Origin of the sequence: Streptomyces sp. NPDC006739, assembly GCF_042869815.1 — a bacterium.
Lineage (GTDB): Bacteria > Actinomycetota > Actinomycetes > Streptomycetales > Streptomycetaceae > Streptomyces.
In genome coordinates this window covers 47984-66396 of the sequence record NZ_JBIAGM010000035.1, presented here as the reverse complement: position 1 = coordinate 66396, position 18413 = coordinate 47984, and the positions used below count along the sequence as shown (strand labels likewise).

19 protein-coding genes are annotated in these 18413 nt (G+C 69.8%); 13 read left to right on the top strand and 6 right to left on the bottom strand.

Translation table 11 applies throughout. The annotated features are described in order from the left end of the window. Positions 1-95: adenosylhomocysteinase (locus ACFYMM_RS39440; protein WP_383367890.1), on the top strand; the 95-nt coding region annotated here is incomplete at its 5' end. A gap of 92 nt (positions 96-187) precedes the next feature. On the opposite strand, the gene ACFYMM_RS39435 is transcribed toward ACFYMM_RS39440, so the two are convergent. The 5 genes from ACFYMM_RS39435 to ACFYMM_RS39415 all read right to left on the bottom strand — a co-directional run bounded on the left by ACFYMM_RS39435 (position 188) and on the right by ACFYMM_RS39415 (position 4251). Beyond that, complete coding sequence (locus tag ACFYMM_RS39435; RefSeq protein WP_388396334.1) at positions 188-880, bottom strand: DUF4097 family beta strand repeat-containing protein; 693 nt, start codon at positions 878-880, stop codon at positions 188-190. Positions 881-1064: 184 nt separating this feature from the next. Then, complete coding sequence (locus ACFYMM_RS39430; RefSeq protein WP_388396331.1) at positions 1065-2318, bottom strand: PLP-dependent aminotransferase family protein; 1254 nt, start codon at positions 2316-2318, stop codon at positions 1065-1067. A gap of 238 nt (positions 2319-2556) precedes the next feature. Beyond that, a complete protein-coding gene (locus tag ACFYMM_RS39425; protein WP_388396329.1) occupies positions 2557-2943 on the bottom strand; it encodes a fic family toxin-antitoxin system, toxin component in 387 nt (128 codons plus the stop codon). Further along, positions 2940-3239 carry a DUF1778 domain-containing protein gene (locus tag ACFYMM_RS39420; protein WP_388396327.1) on the bottom strand — a complete coding sequence of 100 codons (300 nt, stop codon included), beginning with the start codon at positions 3237-3239 and terminating at the stop codon, positions 2940-2942. The genes ACFYMM_RS39425 and ACFYMM_RS39420 overlap by 4 nt, the downstream gene beginning before the upstream one ends. Positions 3240-3315: 76 nt before the next feature. Continuing rightward, positions 3316-4251, bottom strand: a complete 936-nt coding sequence (locus ACFYMM_RS39415) for a ScbA/BarX family gamma-butyrolactone biosynthesis protein (RefSeq protein WP_388396325.1) — start codon at positions 4249-4251, stop codon at positions 3316-3318. A gap of 328 nt (positions 4252-4579) precedes the next feature. Between ACFYMM_RS39415 and ACFYMM_RS39410 the strand changes: the two genes are divergently transcribed. The 4 genes from ACFYMM_RS39410 (at position 4580) to ACFYMM_RS39395 (ending at position 7930) form a co-directional block, all read left to right on the top strand. Further along, the gene (locus tag ACFYMM_RS39410) at positions 4580-5206 is read left to right on the top strand and encodes a ScbR family autoregulator-binding transcription factor (RefSeq protein WP_388396322.1); all 627 of its coding nucleotides are present in this window, start codon (positions 4580-4582) and stop codon (positions 5204-5206) included. 17 nt (positions 5207-5223) lie between these two features. Beyond that, entirely contained in the window at positions 5224-6162 is a 939-nt protein-coding gene (locus tag ACFYMM_RS39405; protein WP_388396320.1) for an NAD-dependent epimerase/dehydratase family protein, read from the top strand. Positions 6163-6259: 97 nt separating this feature from the next. Further along, positions 6260-6865 carry a TetR family transcriptional regulator gene (locus ACFYMM_RS39400; protein ID WP_388396317.1) on the top strand — a complete coding sequence of 202 codons (606 nt, stop codon included), beginning with the start codon at positions 6260-6262 and terminating at the stop codon, positions 6863-6865. A 204-nt stretch (positions 6866-7069) separates the two neighbouring features. Then, on the top strand, positions 7070-7930 hold the full coding sequence (locus tag ACFYMM_RS39395) for a transketolase (protein WP_388396315.1): 861 nt from the start codon (positions 7070-7072) through the stop codon (positions 7928-7930). Between the two features lie 53 nt (positions 7931-7983). Here ACFYMM_RS39395 and ACFYMM_RS39390 read toward each other — a convergent pair whose 3' ends face one another. Then, entirely contained in the window at positions 7984-8832 is an 849-nt protein-coding gene (locus ACFYMM_RS39390) for a LuxR C-terminal-related transcriptional regulator (protein ID WP_388396313.1), read from the bottom strand. A 431-nt stretch (positions 8833-9263) separates the two neighbouring features. Here ACFYMM_RS39390 and ACFYMM_RS39385 point away from each other — a divergent pair, with 431 nt between their 5' ends. From ACFYMM_RS39385 to ACFYMM_RS39350, 8 genes are all read left to right on the top strand, one after another. Next, positions 9264-10604 (top strand): sugar phosphate nucleotidyltransferase, encoded by a 1341-nt coding sequence (locus ACFYMM_RS39385; RefSeq protein ID WP_388396310.1) that lies wholly within the window; start codon positions 9264-9266, stop codon positions 10602-10604. Positions 10605-10627: 23 nt separating this feature from the next. Next, complete coding sequence (locus ACFYMM_RS39380; RefSeq protein WP_388396307.1) at positions 10628-11329, top strand: SDR family oxidoreductase; 702 nt, start codon at positions 10628-10630, stop codon at positions 11327-11329. Positions 11330-11591: 262 nt separating this feature from the next. Beyond that, entirely contained in the window at positions 11592-12920 is a 1329-nt protein-coding gene (locus tag ACFYMM_RS39375; protein ID WP_388396304.1) for an IS701 family transposase, read from the top strand. Beyond that, positions 12917-14419, top strand: a complete 1503-nt coding sequence (locus ACFYMM_RS39370; RefSeq protein ID WP_388396301.1) for a maltokinase — start codon at positions 12917-12919, stop codon at positions 14417-14419. The genes ACFYMM_RS39375 and ACFYMM_RS39370 overlap by 4 nt, the downstream gene beginning before the upstream one ends. 88 nt (positions 14420-14507) lie before the next feature. After that, entirely contained in the window at positions 14508-15212 is a 705-nt protein-coding gene (locus ACFYMM_RS39365; RefSeq protein ID WP_388396298.1) for an EthD domain-containing protein, read from the top strand. A gap of 86 nt (positions 15213-15298) precedes the next feature. Next, positions 15299-16135, top strand: a complete 837-nt coding sequence (locus tag ACFYMM_RS39360; RefSeq protein WP_388396296.1) for a type 1 glutamine amidotransferase domain-containing protein — start codon at positions 15299-15301, stop codon at positions 16133-16135. Positions 16136-16172: 37 nt separating this feature from the next. Then, positions 16173-17819, top strand: coding sequence for a thiamine pyrophosphate-binding protein (locus ACFYMM_RS39355; protein ID WP_388396293.1), 1647 nt, complete (start codon positions 16173-16175; stop codon positions 17817-17819). Next, positions 17812-18411 carry a DJ-1/PfpI family protein gene (locus tag ACFYMM_RS39350; RefSeq protein ID WP_388396290.1) on the top strand — a complete coding sequence of 200 codons (600 nt, stop codon included), beginning with the start codon at positions 17812-17814 and terminating at the stop codon, positions 18409-18411. The genes ACFYMM_RS39355 and ACFYMM_RS39350 overlap by 8 nt, the downstream gene beginning before the upstream one ends. Positions 18412-18413 lie beyond the last annotated feature (2 nt).

The following is an 18413-nucleotide window of genomic DNA, read 5'->3' as shown; positions in this document are numbered from 1 at the left end:
TCGGCGTCAAGCTGACCACCCTGCGTCCGGAGCAGGCCGCGTACATCGGCGTGGAGGTCGAGGGCCCCTACAAGGCGGACCACTACCGCTACTGACACGACGTGATGGCCCTCATGCCACCACCTCCGGTGGCATGAGGGCCATCACGAGCAGCTGACCGTCCCCGGCTCGCCTTGCGCCACGGCTTTCAGAGGCTGCGGGCGGTGATGCTGCCGTACGACGTGGTGGCGTGGATGTTGAGGCCCGCGCCGGCGCCGTCGCTGTTCTTGAGGGCGTTGTCGATCCGGCCGTAGCCGGTGCTGGCGTCGAGGGTGGCGGACACTCCCTGGGCGGCACCGATGGAGATCTGGCCGTGCTGGGTGGTCAGGGTGACGGTGCCCTGCACGGCTTCGGCGATGCTCAGGTCGCCCTTCTGGGTGCTGACCTCGGCGGGGCCGTTCAGCCGGCCGACCGTGATGTCACCGGTGGCGAGGGTCAGTCGGGCGCCCCCGGTCTCGTCGAGCTTGACGGTGCCCTGCGCGCCCTCGAAGGTGACGTCTCCGAGACGGCCGACACCGCTCACCTCGGCGACGGAGGCCTTGGCGTCGACACGCGAGCCGGCCGGCAGCTGGACGGTGACCTCGAGGGAGCCGGGGTGGCCGAGCATCCGCTTGCGCTCCGCCGGGCTCTCGACCCGCAGGACGCCGTTGTCGTAAGAGACCGTGACCTGCTCGGCGGCCTTGACGTCGCGGCTCTTGGAAGGGTCGGACGGCAGGACCTCGACGGAGGCGCCGGCGCCGTCGGCGGCGACGAACCGGATGTGCCCGATGGGGATGTCCACGACGGCCGTGATGGTGGCGTCGGTGTCGAACTTCTGGACCGTGCTCTGGTTCTTCTGCATGGTGTGCTCCTTCGAAGCGTTGTTTCTGATGATGAAAACGCTACGTTGCTTTCAAGGTTCCAGCAAGAGGCTCGTTGCGAATATTTGTGATTCTTGCAGGTAGAGACAAGGAAATCGTTGCAGTGGCTTTGAGTTTAATGCAACGCAAGCCTGTGTGGGCGTTGCAATAGTTCAAAGCTGAACGCTAGAGGAGGTCCATTTCGGACTGCAGCACCCCCGCCAGCCGGCGCACGCCGTCGCGGATCCGCTCCGGCGTCGGATAGCAGTAGGACAGCCGCATCTGACGGCTGCCGGACTTGTCCGTGAAGAACCCGCTGCCCGACGCGTAGGCCACCCGGGCGGCCACCGCGCGCGGCAGCATCGCCTTCGTGTCCACGCCCTCGGGCACCGTCACCCACACGTAGAACCCGCCGTCCGGCGCGGTCCACGTACAGCCCGGCGGCAGGTACCGCTCCAGTGCGGACAGCAGCGCGTCGCGGCGCTCGCGGTAGCTTTCCCGGAACATCCCGATCTGGCCCTGCCAGTCGTGCGTGGCCAGATAGCGCGACACGATCATCTGGTTCAGCGTGGGCGGGCAGAGCGTCGCCGACTCCATGGCCAGTACCAGCTTCTCCCGCACCGCGCGCGGCGCCAGCACCCACCCGACCCGCAGACCGGAGGCGAACGTCTTCGAGAACGAGCCCAGGTACACCACGTTGTCGGGGTCGAGAGAGCGCAGCGCCGGGTAGGTCCGGCCGTCGAAGCCGAGCAGGCCGTACGGGTTGTCCTCGACGACCAGCACGTCGTAGGCGCGGCAGATCTCCAGGATCTCCGCCCGCCGCTCGACCGCCAGCGTTACACCGGCCGGGTTGTGGAAGTTCGGGATCGTGTACAGCAGCTTCACCCGCTGCCCGGCGTTCCTGGCCTGCCGCAGCGCCGCCCGCAGGGCCTCCGGCACCAGCCCGTGCCCGTCCATCGCCGCGTGCACGACCTGCGCCTGGTACGCGGCGAACGAGCCCAGCGCACCGACGTACGACGGGCCCTCGGCCACCACCACGTCACCGGGGTCGCAGAACAGCCGGGTCACCAGATCCAGGCCCATCTGCGAGCCGACCGTCATCACCACGTCGTCCGGGTGCGCGGTGATGCCCTCCAGCGCCATCACGTCGCAGATCTGGTCCCGCAGCAACGGCAGACCGTGCGCCGACGCGTACTGCAGCGCCGTCAAACCCTCCTCCGCGACGATCCGCGCGACCTGCGCCGACAGCGTCTTGAGCGGCAGCGCGGCCAGGTTCGGCATGCCGCCGGCCAGCGAGACCACCTCCGGCCTGCTGGCCACCGCGAACAGCGCCCGGATCTCCGAGGCCGTCATGCCCTCGGTGCGCACGGCGTACCGGCCAAGGTGCGGGTCGAGGACGGTACGGCCGGGCTGCGGCGTCGCGAGGATGTGCGTGGTCATGAAGGCACCCCTGGGGCCGGTGGACAAGGTGACCTGCCGTCACATGAAGCGGACCGACGCGTGAGGCAGGAGCCACGATGGCCGCCCCCGAACGAGAAGCACTCGAACATCGATGGAGCGTCAGCGGACCGACCGGCCGCCAGGTGGGTACCCCCACTGTGCCCCCGAACAGCGGGAGAAGGCCGTTCACGGGCATCACGAACAGCGCCCGAGTGGGCGGGCGATCACCGCACCAGGATCAGGAGACGGTCCACTCGCGCAGCCGGCGGGCGATCCGGGCGACGCCGACCGCCCCGGAGACGGCGTCGCGCACCAGCGCCACGGCCGCCTTCGGCGGATAGTCGAGCCGGTGCCCGGCGAGGGCGAGGTAGGCCTCGGTGGCGTGCCAGGCGAAAGCCTCGTTGGAGTGCTCCAGGCACGGCAGTTTCGCCAGGGTCTGCAGCAGCGCGGCGGCCCTGAGGTGCGGGGAGCCGTAGATGTCACGTTCCATCGCCCTGGCGTTGACCCTCGCGGCGGCGGCGTAGAGCGGCCCGAAGTCGTCGACCTGGGGATCCCCGTCGAGCAGTTCGGCGGCGTGCAGCAGGAACGTGACGTCGAGCGGGGGGACCGGCTCGGACCGCGTCACGCGGCGTGCCCCCGGCCGTCGTCCGCGAACTCCTGCCAGGCCTGCCGTTCGGCGGCCCGGTGCTCGGCGGTGGGGTCGGCCGGTTCGGCCGCGAAGGCCGCGCCGCTGCGGGCCATCGACTCCCTGAACCCGTCCAGGAACCGCTGCTCGACGGCGGTCGCGCGGGCGTAGGCGGCGGACAGGATGTACTCCTGCAGGCTCACCCCCTCCTCCTTGGCGGCAGCCACGATCGCCGCCCGCTGCTCGGGATCGGGAAAGCGCAGGTTCATCGCCTTGGGTTCGGACACGGCACCCATGGTACCAGCGGTACCACGACGTACGCCCCTGGGAACCGGTCCCAGGGGCGTACCGCGGGTGCTGTGTGCGGAGCGTTCAACCCAGCGGCAGGCTCACCAGGGTGGTGATGCTGGAGAAGACGCAGATGTCGTTCTGTACGGCGGTGACCAGCACCCGATGATGATCGGGTCGGTCCGTCGGGAACGGGTCGGTATGGATCCAGCAGGGTGCGTCGAGTTCCGCGTAGCGAGCGAACACCCCGTCCATGGCGACGGCCGCCGCCGGCTGGTGCACCGCCGTGTGGCTGGCCTGGCGCGCCGCTTCGAGGAGCAGCATGCCGGGAGCGTGGTCGACCGGGTGGTCGAAGAGCACGGGGTGGTTGAGGTCGACGCGCATCTGGTTGCGCCGCGGGGAGTCGGTGGGCGAGAGCACGACGTCGGCGAAGTCCTCGCGGGCGACATGGCTGGGCGTGGTCGGCGGGGGGAGCGGCAGGGCGCGGGCGACGGCTTCGCCCAGGTCCCCGTAGGCGCCGCGCAGACGCCGGTAGACGGCGGGGGCGTGGTTGGCGAAACCGGTCTGGGCGGTGCCGATGCGGACACCGTCACGCAGCACGTCGACGCGCATCTGCAGGGAGGCCAGACGGCCCATGCGCCGGATGACGTCCTTGCAGGTGATGCGGAGTTCGACCGCGGTGGGACCAGGAGCGGTGCCCGGCGCGGTGGGGGCCAGCTCGAAGCTGAAGCGGCTCCACGACTGGCGGTGTCCCACCGGGGCGCCGTAGACGACGTGACTGAGCAGCGGTATGCACTGGCGAACCGACTCCACCAGCAGCATCGGGTCGTGCAGGCCGTGCTGCGGTCCGTAGAAGCTGTGCTCGTGCGGCCAGTTGGCCAGGACGGTGAAGACGTCGTCGTCGAGCTGGCACCACTCCGTCAGCAGTACCTCCGAGGCGGTGAGCTTGTGTACCTGCTCTTGTGTCACCGGCGTCCAGGCCGGGGCGGTGGCGGGGAGGTGCTGGACGGTGCTGGACATACGGATTCCCCCTAGGACGTATGTGAGTGCTGTGGCCGGTTGAGCGGCTACCGCCCATCAAACATAAAGAGTGCTCTGTTTGTTGCGGTTAAAGAAAAAGTAAAGTGTACCTCACGGAGTCTCCAAGTCCATCGGGAAATGGGCTGGGCGCTCGAGGGGCTGGACGCCCGACTGGGGCGGTGCGTAACCTAGAGAGTGTTCTGTTTTGCTTAAGGGGTGTGGCACGGCGGCCGAGCTGCACGGCGTGACTTCGCGTGCTTGCTCTTCTCACTTAACGTGACCTATAACCTAGAGAGCACTCTCTTTAATCAGAAAGGAAGGAGGGTCAGTGGCGCAGCCTCAGCAGGAACGAGCGGTGCGGACCAGGGCGGCTCTCATCAGAGCGGCCGCGGAGGAGTTCGACCTCCAGGGGTACCACGGCACCAGCACCACCAAGATCATCAAGCGGGCCGGGTCCACGATGGGAGCCCTGTACTTCCACTTCGGCTCCAAGGAAGGCGTCGCCAAGGCGGTCATGGCCGAACAGGCCGCAGATCTGCCGGAGTTGGTCGGCCGCAGCGGGCTTCAGCACCTGGTCGACCTCACCCTTGAGCTGGCGCGGGAGCTGCAGCGCAACGTCCTGTTCCGGGCCGGTGTGCGGCTGGCCGTCGAGCAGGGTGCCTTCGGCGTCCAGGATGACGCCGCGTACCAGCTGTGGATCACCCGGTTCAAGGAGGAGCTGATCGTCGCCGACGCGCTCGGTGAGCTGCGTAGGGGCGTCGACCCCGCCGTGTTCGCCCGCGTGCTGGTCGGGGCCTACAGCGGAACCCAGCTGCTGTCCCGGATCACCACCGGCCACGAGGACCTCCAGGAGAGGATCGTCGAGCTGTGGCGGTACCTCCTGCCGGCCGTCGCCACCCCCGAGGTGATCGACACCCTCGAGTTCAGGATGTCGGGGGCGGAGGCGGTGAAGTGAGGCCGTGGACCGTCGCGGTGACCGGGTCCACGGGTTTCATCGGTTCCGCGGTGGTGCGGCGGCTGGCCGCCCGCAGGGCTCCCGGCGAAAGACCCGTACGAGTGCGCGCCCTGATCCATGACGCCGACGGGCAGCTGGACGACGACGCCGTGGAGCACGTCCGGGCCGACATTACCGACGCCGCGTCATTGCCGAGCGCCCTAAGGGGAGTCGACGCCGTCGTCCACGCGGTCTCGTACGTGGGAGGCGATGCCCGGCAGTGCTGGTCGGTGAACCTGGAGGGAACCGCCGCCGTCATGACGGCTGCCCGGGAGGCGGGGGTCAGCCGGATCGTGCACTTCTCCACGGCCGCCGTGTACGGCGCGGGCCCGCACCCCGGGATCGACGTCGACGGCGTCGGCGCGCGACCGGTCTCCGAGGCGAGTCGCAGCCGCCTGGCCGCCGAGCGGCCGGCCCTGGCGGCCGGTGCGCTCGTCCTGCGGCCCAACCTGGTGCTCGGTGAGGGGGACCGGTGGGTCGTCCCGGCGTTCGCCGAACTCACCGAGCGCGTCCCGCCCCAGTGGGCGGGCGGCACGGGGCTGCTCTCCCTCGTGGAAGTCGGCGACCTGGCGCGACTGGCGGTGTCGGCCGTCACCGCGGCCGCCCCGGTGCGGGGGGTGCATCACGCCGCCCACCCGGTGCCGGTGTCCAGCGGACGCCTCAGACGGGCCCTGGCCGCACACGGACTGGCCGCGCCAGCATGTGGCGACGCCGACTGGGAGCGGTGCCGCGCGCTGCTCGCGGGCACCGTCGGCCGCTGGGGGCAGCGGCAGCTGGAGCTGCTGGCCAGGGACCACTTCTACCGGAGCGACCGGATCTGGCAACTGCTGGCCATCGATCCCGGACCGGGCCCGCTGGAGCGGCTCGGCGCCGCCGCCTCCTGGTACCGACGGGCCGTCCAGATGCATGCCTCATAAACCCATAAAGAAGAGAGCGATCTCTTTGATTTGTACCCAGGATTTGGATACCGTCTAGGACGGGACGGCCGGTCGGCCGCAGATCTCTGGAGGGTGCATGGCAACGCAGGCCAGGGGGACGCGTACGCGCGAAGCCCTCATCAGGGCCGCGGCCGAGGCCGTGGACGGCAAGGGCTACCACGGGGCCACGCTGGTGGCGATCAGCAAGTCCGCCCGGGTCTCCATGGGGGCGCTCACCTTTCATTTCGCCAGCAAGGGAGAACTTGCGCAGGCCATCGTCGACAAGGCCGCGGCGACCACGCGCGAGCGGACCGCACAGGTGACCGCCGGTGCGTCGGCGTCCCCCCTATGCGCCGTGGAAGCCCTGCTGCAAGGGCTTGCCCGGCTCCTGGACGAGGATGCCGTCGTGCGCGCCGCCTCACTGCTGGCGCGGGAGCGGCCGGACATCGTCCCGGGGTGGCACTCCTCCTGGGTGCCGTCCCTGTGCCAGTTGCTCAAAGCCGCCGAAGCGGCCGGGGAACTGCGCCCCGACGCCCCGCCACCCGCCGTGGCGGGGCTGGTGGCGCACCTGCTCACCGCCGTCGAGGTGCACCCCCGTACGGCTCCGGCGCAGGAGCGCCTCGTGGGGGCGGCGAGTGCCATGGCGCGCCTGTGGCCCTTCGTCTGTCACGGCATCGCCGCGTCCCCTGCCTGCAAAACATAGAGAGCGCTCTCTAGATTTGGTTCCTTCTGGACTGAAAAAGAGAGTACTCTCTATGCTTAGCTCGAGTATGGAACCAGCAGAGCTAGGGGACCGGGCTGCCGCACTCGTGCGGGCAGCCGGAGTGTCCCGCATCCCCACCCGTTGTGCTCGAAAAAAACAAAGAGAACACTCTATACGTTAAATATGTGGAGAGAGGTTGTCGCTATGGGGGCTCCGGCGATACTGGCGGAGGACGTCTACCGCGAGGAGTTGGCAAAGGTCGGCGCGGAGGACCGCCGGGTGGTGTGTGTGGAGGCACTGCCGCGTGGTGCCCGGCACGCCTTCGAGACGGCTCATCCGGACCGGTTCTTCCAGCTGGGCAGCGTCGAGAGCGCCATGGTGAGCATGGTCGAGGGGCTGGTCACCGCCGGTTTCCGGGTGTTCGTGTGCGGACTGGGCGCGGGCGGCCGAGCGGCCCGGCGTCCTCGGCCGACCCTCCCCTACCTGCGGGCGGGCGCGTCGGTCGTGGTGCCGGACACCCAGGCCGAGCCGGTGGAGCTGCTGCGAACACCCCGCGTCCAGATCGCGGCGCCGAGCGGTGTGCGGGAGATCAGAGCGGTGGTGCGCGGTGCGGCACGCGGCGGGCGGCCGTACCACATCCGCATCGGCACGGGGGCGCCCGCCGACCTGACGGCGCACTGGGCCGGAGCCGACGACGGGGACATCCCGTCGGTCGTCTGGGACGTCGTCGAGGACCCGGGGCATCAGGCGGACGCGGGGGTCTGCATGATCTCGGTCGGTGAGAACGGCACCCGGCTCGCGCTCGCGGCCCGGGAGCGGAACGCGGGGCCCGCGCACGCTCACCTCGTGTATCTCGACGACAGTCACCTGGCCGCGGCGGCGGGCGAACTGGCCCGTCGCCACGATCGGTTCGTGGTGCTCGGTGGGCATCGGGGACCGTACGGGGTTCGGGAGCGGCTGCGCCGACTGATGCCTGGCTGCGACGTGCTGGAGGTGCCGCCGAGCGGTGAACTCGCCGCCGATGCCGGCCAGGTGCTCTCGGCCGTCGAAGGGCTGAGGCGATGAGCGGGCACCGGGGCGGCCGCACCCGGCCGCTCTGGGCGGTGCCGGCTGTCGGATCAGTCGCCGTCCGGCGGCTCCAGCAGCTCGGAGCGGGCCAGCAGATAGGCGAGATGGGCCCGGCTGCGGCCGCCGACCAGGTCCGAGGCCTTCTTGATGTGGTGGGACACGGTCCTGCTGCTGATGCCGAGGCGCTTGCCTATCCCCGCGTCCGTGTGGCCCTCGACCATGAGCTGCAGCACGGCCCGGCGCGTCTCGTCCGTCAGCAGCGGCGGTCTGATGCGGTCCTGACTGATGGTGACCGGCTCGGCGCGCTGCCAGGCGTGGTCGAAGACCTTGACGAGGTAGTGGATGAGCGCCGGGTGCTCGACGGCCAGCGCGGTCGTCCGCTGGTCGTAGCGGGGGTCCGGGATGAAGGCGATGGAACGGTCGTAGACGATGAGCCGGTCCACGACCTCGTCCAGCGTGCGCACCTGGGCGCCGGCGCTCGTCACCCGTTCGATGTAGGCGAGTGTCGGGCCGTGCGCGCGTACCGAGTGCTGGTACAGCGTGCGCTGCCGCACGCCACGGCTGTTCAGCCGCAGGGTGCGCGGCAGCGTCCGGCCGAGGGCGTCGGGATCACGGGCCCCGCCGGGATGGGCCGTCAGAAGCTCTTCCCGGCAGGCCTCCGAGGCCCTTTCGAGCGCCGCGTAGATGACGTCGGCACCGTGCAGCAGACGCACGGACGCGGCCGAGGTGCGCTGCTCTGTGCGGTACACGTCCTCGGCCGCGGACAGCGCGTCGTAAATGCCCGCCACCGCGTGCTGCTGGGCCAGGATGGCCCGCTCCAAGGGGCGGGTAAGGTCGTGGGACGCGATGTCGGGCGGTACGGCGACCCAGCGGTTGCCGGCTTCGGCCTGCCGGCGCATCAGGCCCAACTCGGTCAGGCAGTCAGGGACTTCGTCGGACGTGACACCCTCCGCCAGCGCGCGGCGGTAGCAATCCAGCCCTCGCTCGCACAGGGGTACGACGTTCGGTTGTGGGCTTATGTCCGGATCTCTGCACACTTTTTCCCCTTGCTGCTTCCCGCAATGCACGATCCCGAGCCTACCCGTCCATGGATTCCAGCCTTTTGCGCGCCATGCTGTTTGAGGCGGAACGGCGCAGTGCCATTTCCGTCGAGCGGAAGGAATGAAAATGCAACGGGAGAAGGTTTCGGTCGTATCGCTGCACGGGGTTCCCGCGGCTCCTGCGGAATCCAACGACGAGAACTGGGGCGTCGTTCCCGAATAGGGTGGCGACCAGGTGGATCGGGAATTGGAATACGACGCATAATTCACATTCGCGGGGGGCAGTGGGCGTGAACCGTGACGAGGGAACAGTTGGCATCATTCTGGCCGGCGGCAGAGGCGAGCGGGCCAAACCGATCACTCTCAAGTCCTCGGACTACATCCGGAGCAAGGCGCTCATCCCGTTCGTCGGACGACGGCTCGTCGAGTGGATGATGGACGCCTGCCGAGCGCAGGGCGTGCGCCGGTTCTACGTCGTGACCCACGGCCTGGAGAACCGCAACCAGATCAAGCTCCTGCTGGGCCACGGTGAGCGTTTCGGCGTCGACATCACCTACTCGCGTTCCCGGTTCGACCGGTACAACGTGGGCTCGGCCGGCGCCACGCTGCACAACCTGGAGCAGTGGGACCTGCAGGGCCGTGCGCTGGTGCTGCCCGTCGACTCGCTCTTCGACTTCGACCTGGCGGAGATGGAGGCGACGCACCGCGCCGAGGGCGCGGTGGTCACGGTCGCCTCTGTGTCCCGCACCGCCGCGGAGATCGCCGGCAAGTACGGCGTCATGCGGACCGACGGACGCGGCCTGGTCCAGGGCTTCGTGGAGAAGCCCGGAATCGCGGAACTGGGCACGCTCTTCCCGCGCACGGCCCTCGACCCGGCCGCCACCCTGGCGACAAACGCCGGGATGTACCTGGTGGACTGTGGTCGCCTCAGGATGCTCGCCCGCGAGCCGGAACTCTTCCGGCGCTCCCACCAGCGCCTGGACTGGGGCGGCGACCTCCTGCCCCATCTCGTCGAACGAGGCGTACCGGTGGCCACCCACACCATCGGGCGCCTGGGCGACATGGGCAGCGTGCCCGACTATCTCCAGACGGTCCAGCTCGTGCTCGACGGCGCGTACGAGCAGATGAACCAGCTGATGGCGCCCCCGGACCGGATGGATCCGCGCTGCTGGATCCACGAGTCGAGCCTGCAGATGAAGGACGACGTCGCCGGCACCACGCTGGCGCAGAAGATCGAGGACGGTTCGGTGGTCATCGGCCCGGGCGTCCGGATCGGCCGCGATGTCGAGATCGGACCCGGAGTGCGCCTGGACCACACGGACGTCGGTGATGGAGCCGAGATCCGTGAGGGCGCCACCCTCGCCCGGTCGGCGGTCGGGGAGTCGGCGGTGGTCGGCGACTGGGCCGACATCACCGACACCTACCTGGGCCCCATGGCCCAAGTGCTCTCGGAGCGCGTCAGGCCACTGCGGCTGGAGCAGTTCTCGGCCATCGGCGACGGAGCCGTGCTCTGGCCGGGATCCCGGTTCTGCGGGGTCACCGTGTACCCCCGACTGCGGGTTCCGGCACTGACCGGCGTGCCCGCACAGACCCAGCTCAGGCACGCCGACGACATCCTGCGCTGGGTGTGACGGCGCTCATCCCTGGAGGGACCATGCACAGCCCCATTGCAGTCATCGGAGGGGCCGGCCGGACGGGCGTGATCATCACCCGCCGACTGCTCGAACAAGGCCACCGAGTACGCGTGGTCAGCCGCGACCCGGAGCGCGCCGTGCTGCCGCCCGCAGTGGAGAAACACCGCGCCGACGTCCGGTACGCGGATTCGCTGGGCGACGCGCTGCGCGGGTGCTCGGGCGTCGTGTTCACCGTCGAGCCGGGCACCGCCGACTCCGGTCCGCACAGCCCCGAGACCACGGTCTACGACGGAGTGCGCAACGTGCTCGCCGTGGTCGCCGACGGCGGACGGCGCCCGCACGTCGTACTGGTCAGCCAGATCTTCGTGACGCGGCGCGAGCACCCGATGAACGCCTACGGACGGCTGCTCGACTGGCGGCTGCGGGGCGAGGACGAGGTGCGTGCCTCGGGGTTGCCCTACACCGTCGTCCGTCCCAGCTGGCTGACGGACAGCGACGTCGCGGGCGCCCGGGTGCGTCTGGAACAGCACGACCGCGGCAACGGCTGGGTCTCCAGGAAGTCGGTGGCGGAGGCGTGCGTGCAGTCCCTGCGCCTGCCGGCCGCGCGCGGCAGGACCTACGAGCTGTACAACGAACCCGGCAAGGAGCCCACCGACTGGGGTCCGCTGTTCGACCGGCTGCTCCCCGACCGGGTCCCCGCCTATCTGGGACCGGTCCACTGACGGACGCCTGAGCCCCCCGCACGGCGGGGCGGAGCCCCTCGCCCGGCCCGCCCCGCTCACGACCTGCCGGGCACATTCCCCCGTCACCGGCAGGCAGGGACACGGGGCCGGGACGAGTGCCTCGCACCGCCGGCCGGCCCCGTGTCCGCCCGGCGCTTTACAGCTTTGGCCGCCATTGTCGCGTCGCCGTCCGCCCATGCCCGGCACGCGGCTGTGAGGCCTGCCCGAACTCGGCGGTCCTCGGTTCCCGCAGCACGGATCCGTGGCTTACCGGGATGAGGCTCACGTATTTGATGGAGAGGGGAGAACGGTGTCCGCAGAAACCCGGCAGACGCTGCCCGACGACATTTCACCGAACGAATTCACTGAGGTCCTCTCGACGCTGAGTTCCATTCCGCGAAGCGATCAGCGGCGCTGGGGAGAACTGTATGTGCGCGGATTGCTCGCGGTCCGCGGCAAGAAGACGATGCGTGCTCTTGCCAATGGCGCGGGCAGTGCGGCGGAGCAGAGCCTGTACCAGTTCATCAGCAAGTCACCGTGGGACGTCGATCCGGTGCGGGGCGACCTGGCCCGGCTGCTCATCGAGCGCGCACAGCCCCGCGCCTGGGTGGTGCAGCCCCTGGTGATCACCAAGGTGGGACAGCACTCGGTCGGCGTGGAGCGGCAGTGGGTCTCCCGGCTCGGACGGGTCGTCAACTGCCAGCAGGCGATGAGCGTCTGGCTCGCCGGCGACCAGGGGAGCTGCCCCGTGGACTGGCAACTGGCACTGCCCGAGTGCTGGACGGACCAGGACATGCGCCGCCGCGCCTCCATCCCCACCCATGTCGGATCGTGCCCGCCCGAGCAGTGCGCCGTCGACTCGGTGAGCAAGATGTCACGGGAGTGGGGGCTGCGCGGCCGGCCGGTGGTGATGGACCTGCGGGACACCGCACCCCTCGCGGTCTGTACGGACCTGGTGGCCCGCCGGATCCCGTTCGTCGTCCGGGTCGATCCGGCCTCCATCACACCGATGCCGCCGGCCGGGCCGGCCGACAGCGCGCAGGGATGGGTGGGTTCGGCCGGGCTGCTCACCGCGCTGCACAAGCAGCGCATGCCAGTGGAGTGGTTCGACCACGCGGCGCGGATCATGCGCGCCACCTCGGTGGGCGCCGCCCGCGTCGCACTGCGCACTGGCACCGCCGCGCACGGTCGGCCGGAACACCTCGACCTGGTGCTGCTGGCCGCCTGGGCGGACCCCGGCCGGCGTTCCCCAAGCGAGTTCTGGCTCTCCAACCTCGCCCAGTCGCAGCCGGTGCCGCAACAGGCGATGTGCGCTCCGCCTCAAACGTTGCCCGCCACGACACTGGGCACCGTGTACCGCACGGCCATGCTCGCGCGGCGCGTGGAGCGCGATCTGGCGGAGGTGAGCGACGGCCTCGGCATCCGCGACTTCGAGGGCCGCTCGTACCGCGGCTGGCACCACCACATGACGATGGTGTCCCTGGCGCATGCCGTCAGGGTGCTCTCGCCGTCCCGCGCGCACCCCCCGCTCCCGCCCCCGGGCCGGGTCACGCTCGCACCTTCACGGGCCGCCAGAGTGAGCGCCGTATGACCGGAACCGGTCAACGCTCCCTGGCACCCTGGCGGTCCGGAGTCCTGGCCGGCGAGGACCTGGCCCCGATCGTCGAGGAGCTGTGCCGGCTCCTGCCGGCCTGGCTGCCCGGCCGACGCTGGTACGCGGGCAAGGGCCACGGCCCCCGCGCGGTCCGGCCCCTCGTCGCGGAGGCCGTCGTCGCCGGCACACCGGCGCTGTTGCAAACCGTCTTCCGAACCGATGACGGCGAGTGCTACCAGCTTCTCGTCGGCGCCGTGCCCGGCCCGGCCGACGCCCGCCCGGGAGTGCCCGCCGACGCCGTCATCGGCAGCGCCCACACCTCGGACGGGCTGCGGCTGACGCTCTACGAAGCCGGCTCCGACCCAGGTCTGCTGGCCGCCCTGCTGGCGCGCTTCATGGCGGGCGAGCCGTGCGGGGCGGTCGAATACCACCGCCTCCCCGGGGCGACGATCCCGGCCGGACTGCGGGCCAGACCGCTCACCGGCGAGCAGTCCAACACGTCGGTGGTCTTCGGCGACCGGCTGATGCTCAAGGTGCTGCGCCGCATCGTGCCGGGTGTCCCTGCCGAACTGGAGATGCTGAGCGCTCTGCAGCGGGCCGGCGACGTACCCGGCGCGGCACCGCTGGCCTGGGCGCAGACCGCCGGTCGGTACGGCGCCGAGCCGGCCACGCTGTGCGTCCTCCAGGAGTTCGTGCCCTCATGCGGGGACGGCTGGAGCATCGCCACGGCACAGGCCCAGGCCTGCATCCGCGGAGCGTGCGCGTCCGTCGCGCCGCTGGGCGGCTTCTCCGACGACGCGTTCGGTCTGGGGCGGTGCACGGCCGAGGTGCACCGGGCGCTCGCACAGCAGTTGGGGTCGCGCCCGCTGAGCCTGCCGGAAGCCGTGGAGCTGACCGACGCCCTGGTGGCCCGGCTCGACGAGGCTCTGGCCGAGGTACCCGGCCTCACCCCCTACGCGCGTGCTCTGCACACGGCGTACCAGGACCTGCGCGAGGTGGTGCGACGCGGCAACCCGCTGCCGGTCCAGCGCATCCACGGCGACCTCCACCTGGGACAGGCCCTGCGGACCGCCGACGGGTGGGTCCTGATCGACTTCGAGGGCGAGCCCGGGCATCCCGTCGAGGAACGGCGCCACCTGCGGCCGGCGGTCCGCGATGTCGCCGCCATGCTGCGGTCCTTCGACTACGCGGCGCATCACGCCCTCGGTGAGATCCTCGGCATCCCGCCCGGGAAACAGACCTCCCGCGACCTCAGGAGCATGCGCCTGGCGCGCAGGGCCTCGGCCTGGGCCGTCCACAGCAGGCGCGCCTTCTGCGCCGGCTACACCGCGGCGGGCGGCCAGGACCCGCGCACGAGCCCCGTGCTCCTGCGGGCGTTCGAGGCCGACAAAGCCGTGTACGAGGCGCTCTACGAGGTCCGCAACCGGCCCGAGTGGCTGCCCATACCGCTCGCTGCGGTGCGCCGCCTCGCGCGCGGCAGCCGGTTCACGGGCTGATCCGGCAGTTCAGAAAGTCGCTTTTCCTTCTTTGCCCTTTCCGAGGTCCGCTGGACATCATGAACGGGCCCGTCCTAAGGAGAATCCGATGATCCACCAGTTCATTCTGGCGGCGCCCAAGCCGGGCATGACCGCGCAGGAATTCCAGGACTACTGGGTAAATGTCCACGCGGTGCAGTACGCGGCAAAGATTCCGCAGATCCGCAAATACATGGTCGACACGGTGGTGGACATCGAGGGAAACCTCGGTGAGCCGGCGCTGCCCCACCAGGGCATCGCCGAGATCTTCCTGGCCAACGGCGAGGAGCAGCTGGCCTCCCTGCAGACCGAGGAGTTCTTGCAGGGCGCCCGTGTCGACGAGCCCAACTGGGCCGCGTTCTGGCAGACCATCGTCATCGACACCACCGCGCACGAGATCGTCCCCGGCCCGCCGCCCGCCAGGGGGCAGGAGTGGGTCAAGCTCACCGTGCTGCAGAAGCGTCGCCCGGGCCTGTCCCTCGACGACTACCGCAAGCAGACCCTCGACGCGTACGCCTCCATCGTCAAGGCGACCCCGGGCCTGCGGCGCTACCTGCACGCCCACACCGTCGACGGCGCCTACGTCTTCGGCGAGGCGGCCTTCGACAGCGTCGAGCAGCTGTGGTTCGACGACGTGAACGCCCTTGAGGAGGCGCTGCGATCGCCCTACTTCACCGAACAGGTGAAGGCCGCCCGGGACGAGATCGTCGACGAGAAGTACGTCTTCTCCCTCGCGGCGAAGGAGAACTGGATCATCGGCCCGCAGGCCCGCTGATCCCCCTGACCCGGTGGCTGAGGCGCCGACCCCTCCCGTCGCCGCGCCCGGCCGCCCATCCCGAACCGATGACCGAAGGAGTCGGCGTGCCCAGGAAGAACGCCAAGAAGATCCTCGTGATCCTGTCGGAGTACGGCTACTGGGGCGAGGAGTTGGTCGGGCCCCTGCACCACTTCGACCAGCGGGGCTACGAGGTGGAGTTCGCCACCCCGACCGGCAGGCGCGCGCACGCGCTGCCGCCGTCGATGGACCCCGAGTACATCGACCCGCCGCTCGGCCGCTCGGTCACCTCCGAGGAAGTCGCGAAACTCACCGCGGAGATCGACGCCTCCGAGCGCCTGGACGACCCCATCGACATCTCCAGCTGGATCCCGGAGCGTCCCTACACGGCGGACGACGACTACCTGCGCAGGCTGGAGGCCTACCACCGGGCGGTCGACGTAGTGGCGCAGGAACTCGACGCCTACGACGCGCTGCTCATCGTCGGCGGTTCGGGCCCGGTCGTGGACCTCGCCAACAACGAGCGGGTGCACCAGATCATCCTGTCCTTCCTGCGCGCCGACAAGCCGATCGCGGCCGAGTGCTACGGCGTCGCGCCGCTGGCCTTCGCCCGTGACTGGGAGGACCGCAGGTCCATCATCTGGGGCAAGCACGTCACTGGCCACTGCAAGGAGTACGACTACAAGGACGGGACCGGGTTCCTCGGCACCGACTTCGTGATCGGCCCGCCGCCGTACCCGCTGGAGTACATCCTGCGCGACGCCACCGGACCCGAGGGCCGCTACATCGGGAACTTCGGCAAGGAGACCTCGGTGATCGTGGACTATCCCTTCATCACCGGGCGTTCGACGCCGGATTCCTATCTGACCGGAGAAAAGGTCGTCGAGGTGCTCGAAGACGGCCTGCGCCGATTCGGCTGGTAATTCCCGGCGACGATCGAGAAATCGAGAGAAGGCAGACATGGCCAGGCAGGGCAATGCGGCGATCATCGAGCAGTTCATCGCCGACGGAATTCCCTTCATGTTCGGCAACCCAGGAACGGTCGAGCAGGGATTCCTGGACGCGCTGGAGGACTATGACGACCTCCAGTACATCCTGACCCTGCAGGAGACCGTCGCGGTCGGGATCGCGGACGGCTACGCCCGCGCCACGGGCCGGCCCGCACTCCTGCAGCTGCACAGCGGGGTCGGTCTGGGCAACGCCATCGGCATGCTCTACCAGGCCAAGCGCGGCCACTCGCCGATCCTGACGATCGCGGGTGAGTCGGGTGTCCGGTACGAGTCCATGGACGCCCAGATGGCGGCCGACCTGGTCGCCATGGCCAAGCCCGTGACCAAGTACGCGACCCGGGTCACCGACCCGCGTTCGGTGCTGCGGGTGCTGCGGCGGGCGATGAAGACGGCGATGACGCCTCCGATGGGCCCGGTCTTCGTGGCGCTTCCTCTCGACGTCCTCGACGCGATCAACACCGAGCGGATCGTGCCGACTTCCGCTCCCAGTACCCGCAGCGTCCCGGCCGGCCCGCTCGTGGAGCAGGCGGCACGGCTGCTGACCGGCGCCGAGAGGCCGGTCGTCCTCGTGGGCGACGGTGTCTCGGCATCCGGTGCCCAGGACGCACTCGTGCGGGTGGCCGAGCAGTTGGGCGCCGACATATACGGCGTCAACTACTCCGAGGTGAATCTGGACGTCACGCACCCGCTCTACCGCGGGGACCTCGGTCACATGTTCGGCGCCGTCAGCACGGCCGCCGTACGGGACGCCGACGTGGTCCTGATCGTCGGCACGTACACCTTCCCGGAGGTCTTCCCGGACACCGGTGACCCCTTCCGCGCCGACGCCCGGATCGTCCACATCGACCTCGACGACTACGAGATAGCCAAGAACCACCCGGTCACCCTCGGTCTGGTCGCCGATCCGAAGGAGACGCTCACCGCGCTCTCCGCCGAACTGGTCCACAAGCTGTCCGAACTCGACCAGGTGGCTGCGTCGGAACGTCTCGGGACCCGGCGCCGAGAGCGGCCCACCGAGGTGGCGGACGACGGATCGCTGCTCCACGCCTTCCTGCGGGCACTGGCGGCCCAGGTCCCCGACGACGTGATGATCTTCGACGAGGCACTGACCGCCTCCGGCGCCCTCGCCGCCCATCTGCCGGGCCGCCGGCCGGGCCACTGGTTCTCCACGCGCGGCGGCTCCCTCGGTGTGGGCATCCCGGGCGCGCTGGGCATCAAGCTGGCCCACCCGGACAAGACCGTGATCGGCTTCACCGGCGACGGCGGCTCCATGTACACCTTCCAGGCGCTCTACACCGCCGTACGGCACGGCATCGGCGCCAAGTTCGTCATCTGCAACAACCGCGGCTACAAGCTGCTCGACAACAACATCGAGCAGTACTGGCGGGAGCGGGACGTCGCACCGCACCCCTATCCGACGCCGTTCGATCTCTCCCACCCCGACCTGGGCTTCGCGCAGATCGCCGAGGGATTCGGAGTCGAGGCACTGCGGGTCGACGACCACAGCCAGGTCGAGTACGCGGTCAAGCGGATGCTCGCGGACGACAAGCCGTTTCTCATCGATCTGCGGACCACCGAAGGGGGAGACCGTGGCTGACGTACCGTCCCGTGACGGGGTGCTCAGCGGGCGGAAGATCGCGATCTTGGCGGAGAGCGACTTCTACGAGCCCGAAATAGCCTACTACCAGCGCCGTTTCGCCGAGGAAGGCGCTCGGGTCGACTTCGTCACCAGGATGTGGGGCAACAAGTCGATCACCTTCACCGGGCATGAGCACCGGGCTCCGCTGACGGTGACCCGAAGCCTGGAGGACCTGGACGACCGGCGGCTGCGCGAGTACAGCGCACTGATCGTGCCCTCCGGCATGGTCGCCGACCGGCTGCGCTACACCGAGGACGTCGAAGAACTCGCGCCGGCCACGGACCTGCTGCGCCGGGCCTTCGCCCGGTCGGGGGTGCTCAAGGGGATCATCTGCCACGGCATGTGGCTGGCCTCGTCGATCCCGTACGCCGTCCGCGGCCGCAAGGTGGTCTGCCACAACAACCTGCTCGGCGACGTACGCAACATGGGCGCCAACTACGTCGACCAGGACGTCGTCGTCGACGGGGACCTGGTGACCGCCCGCACGGGCGACCACTGCCATCTGTTCGCGCGGACCATCATCGACGAACTCGTACTGCGAGGGGTGTGACA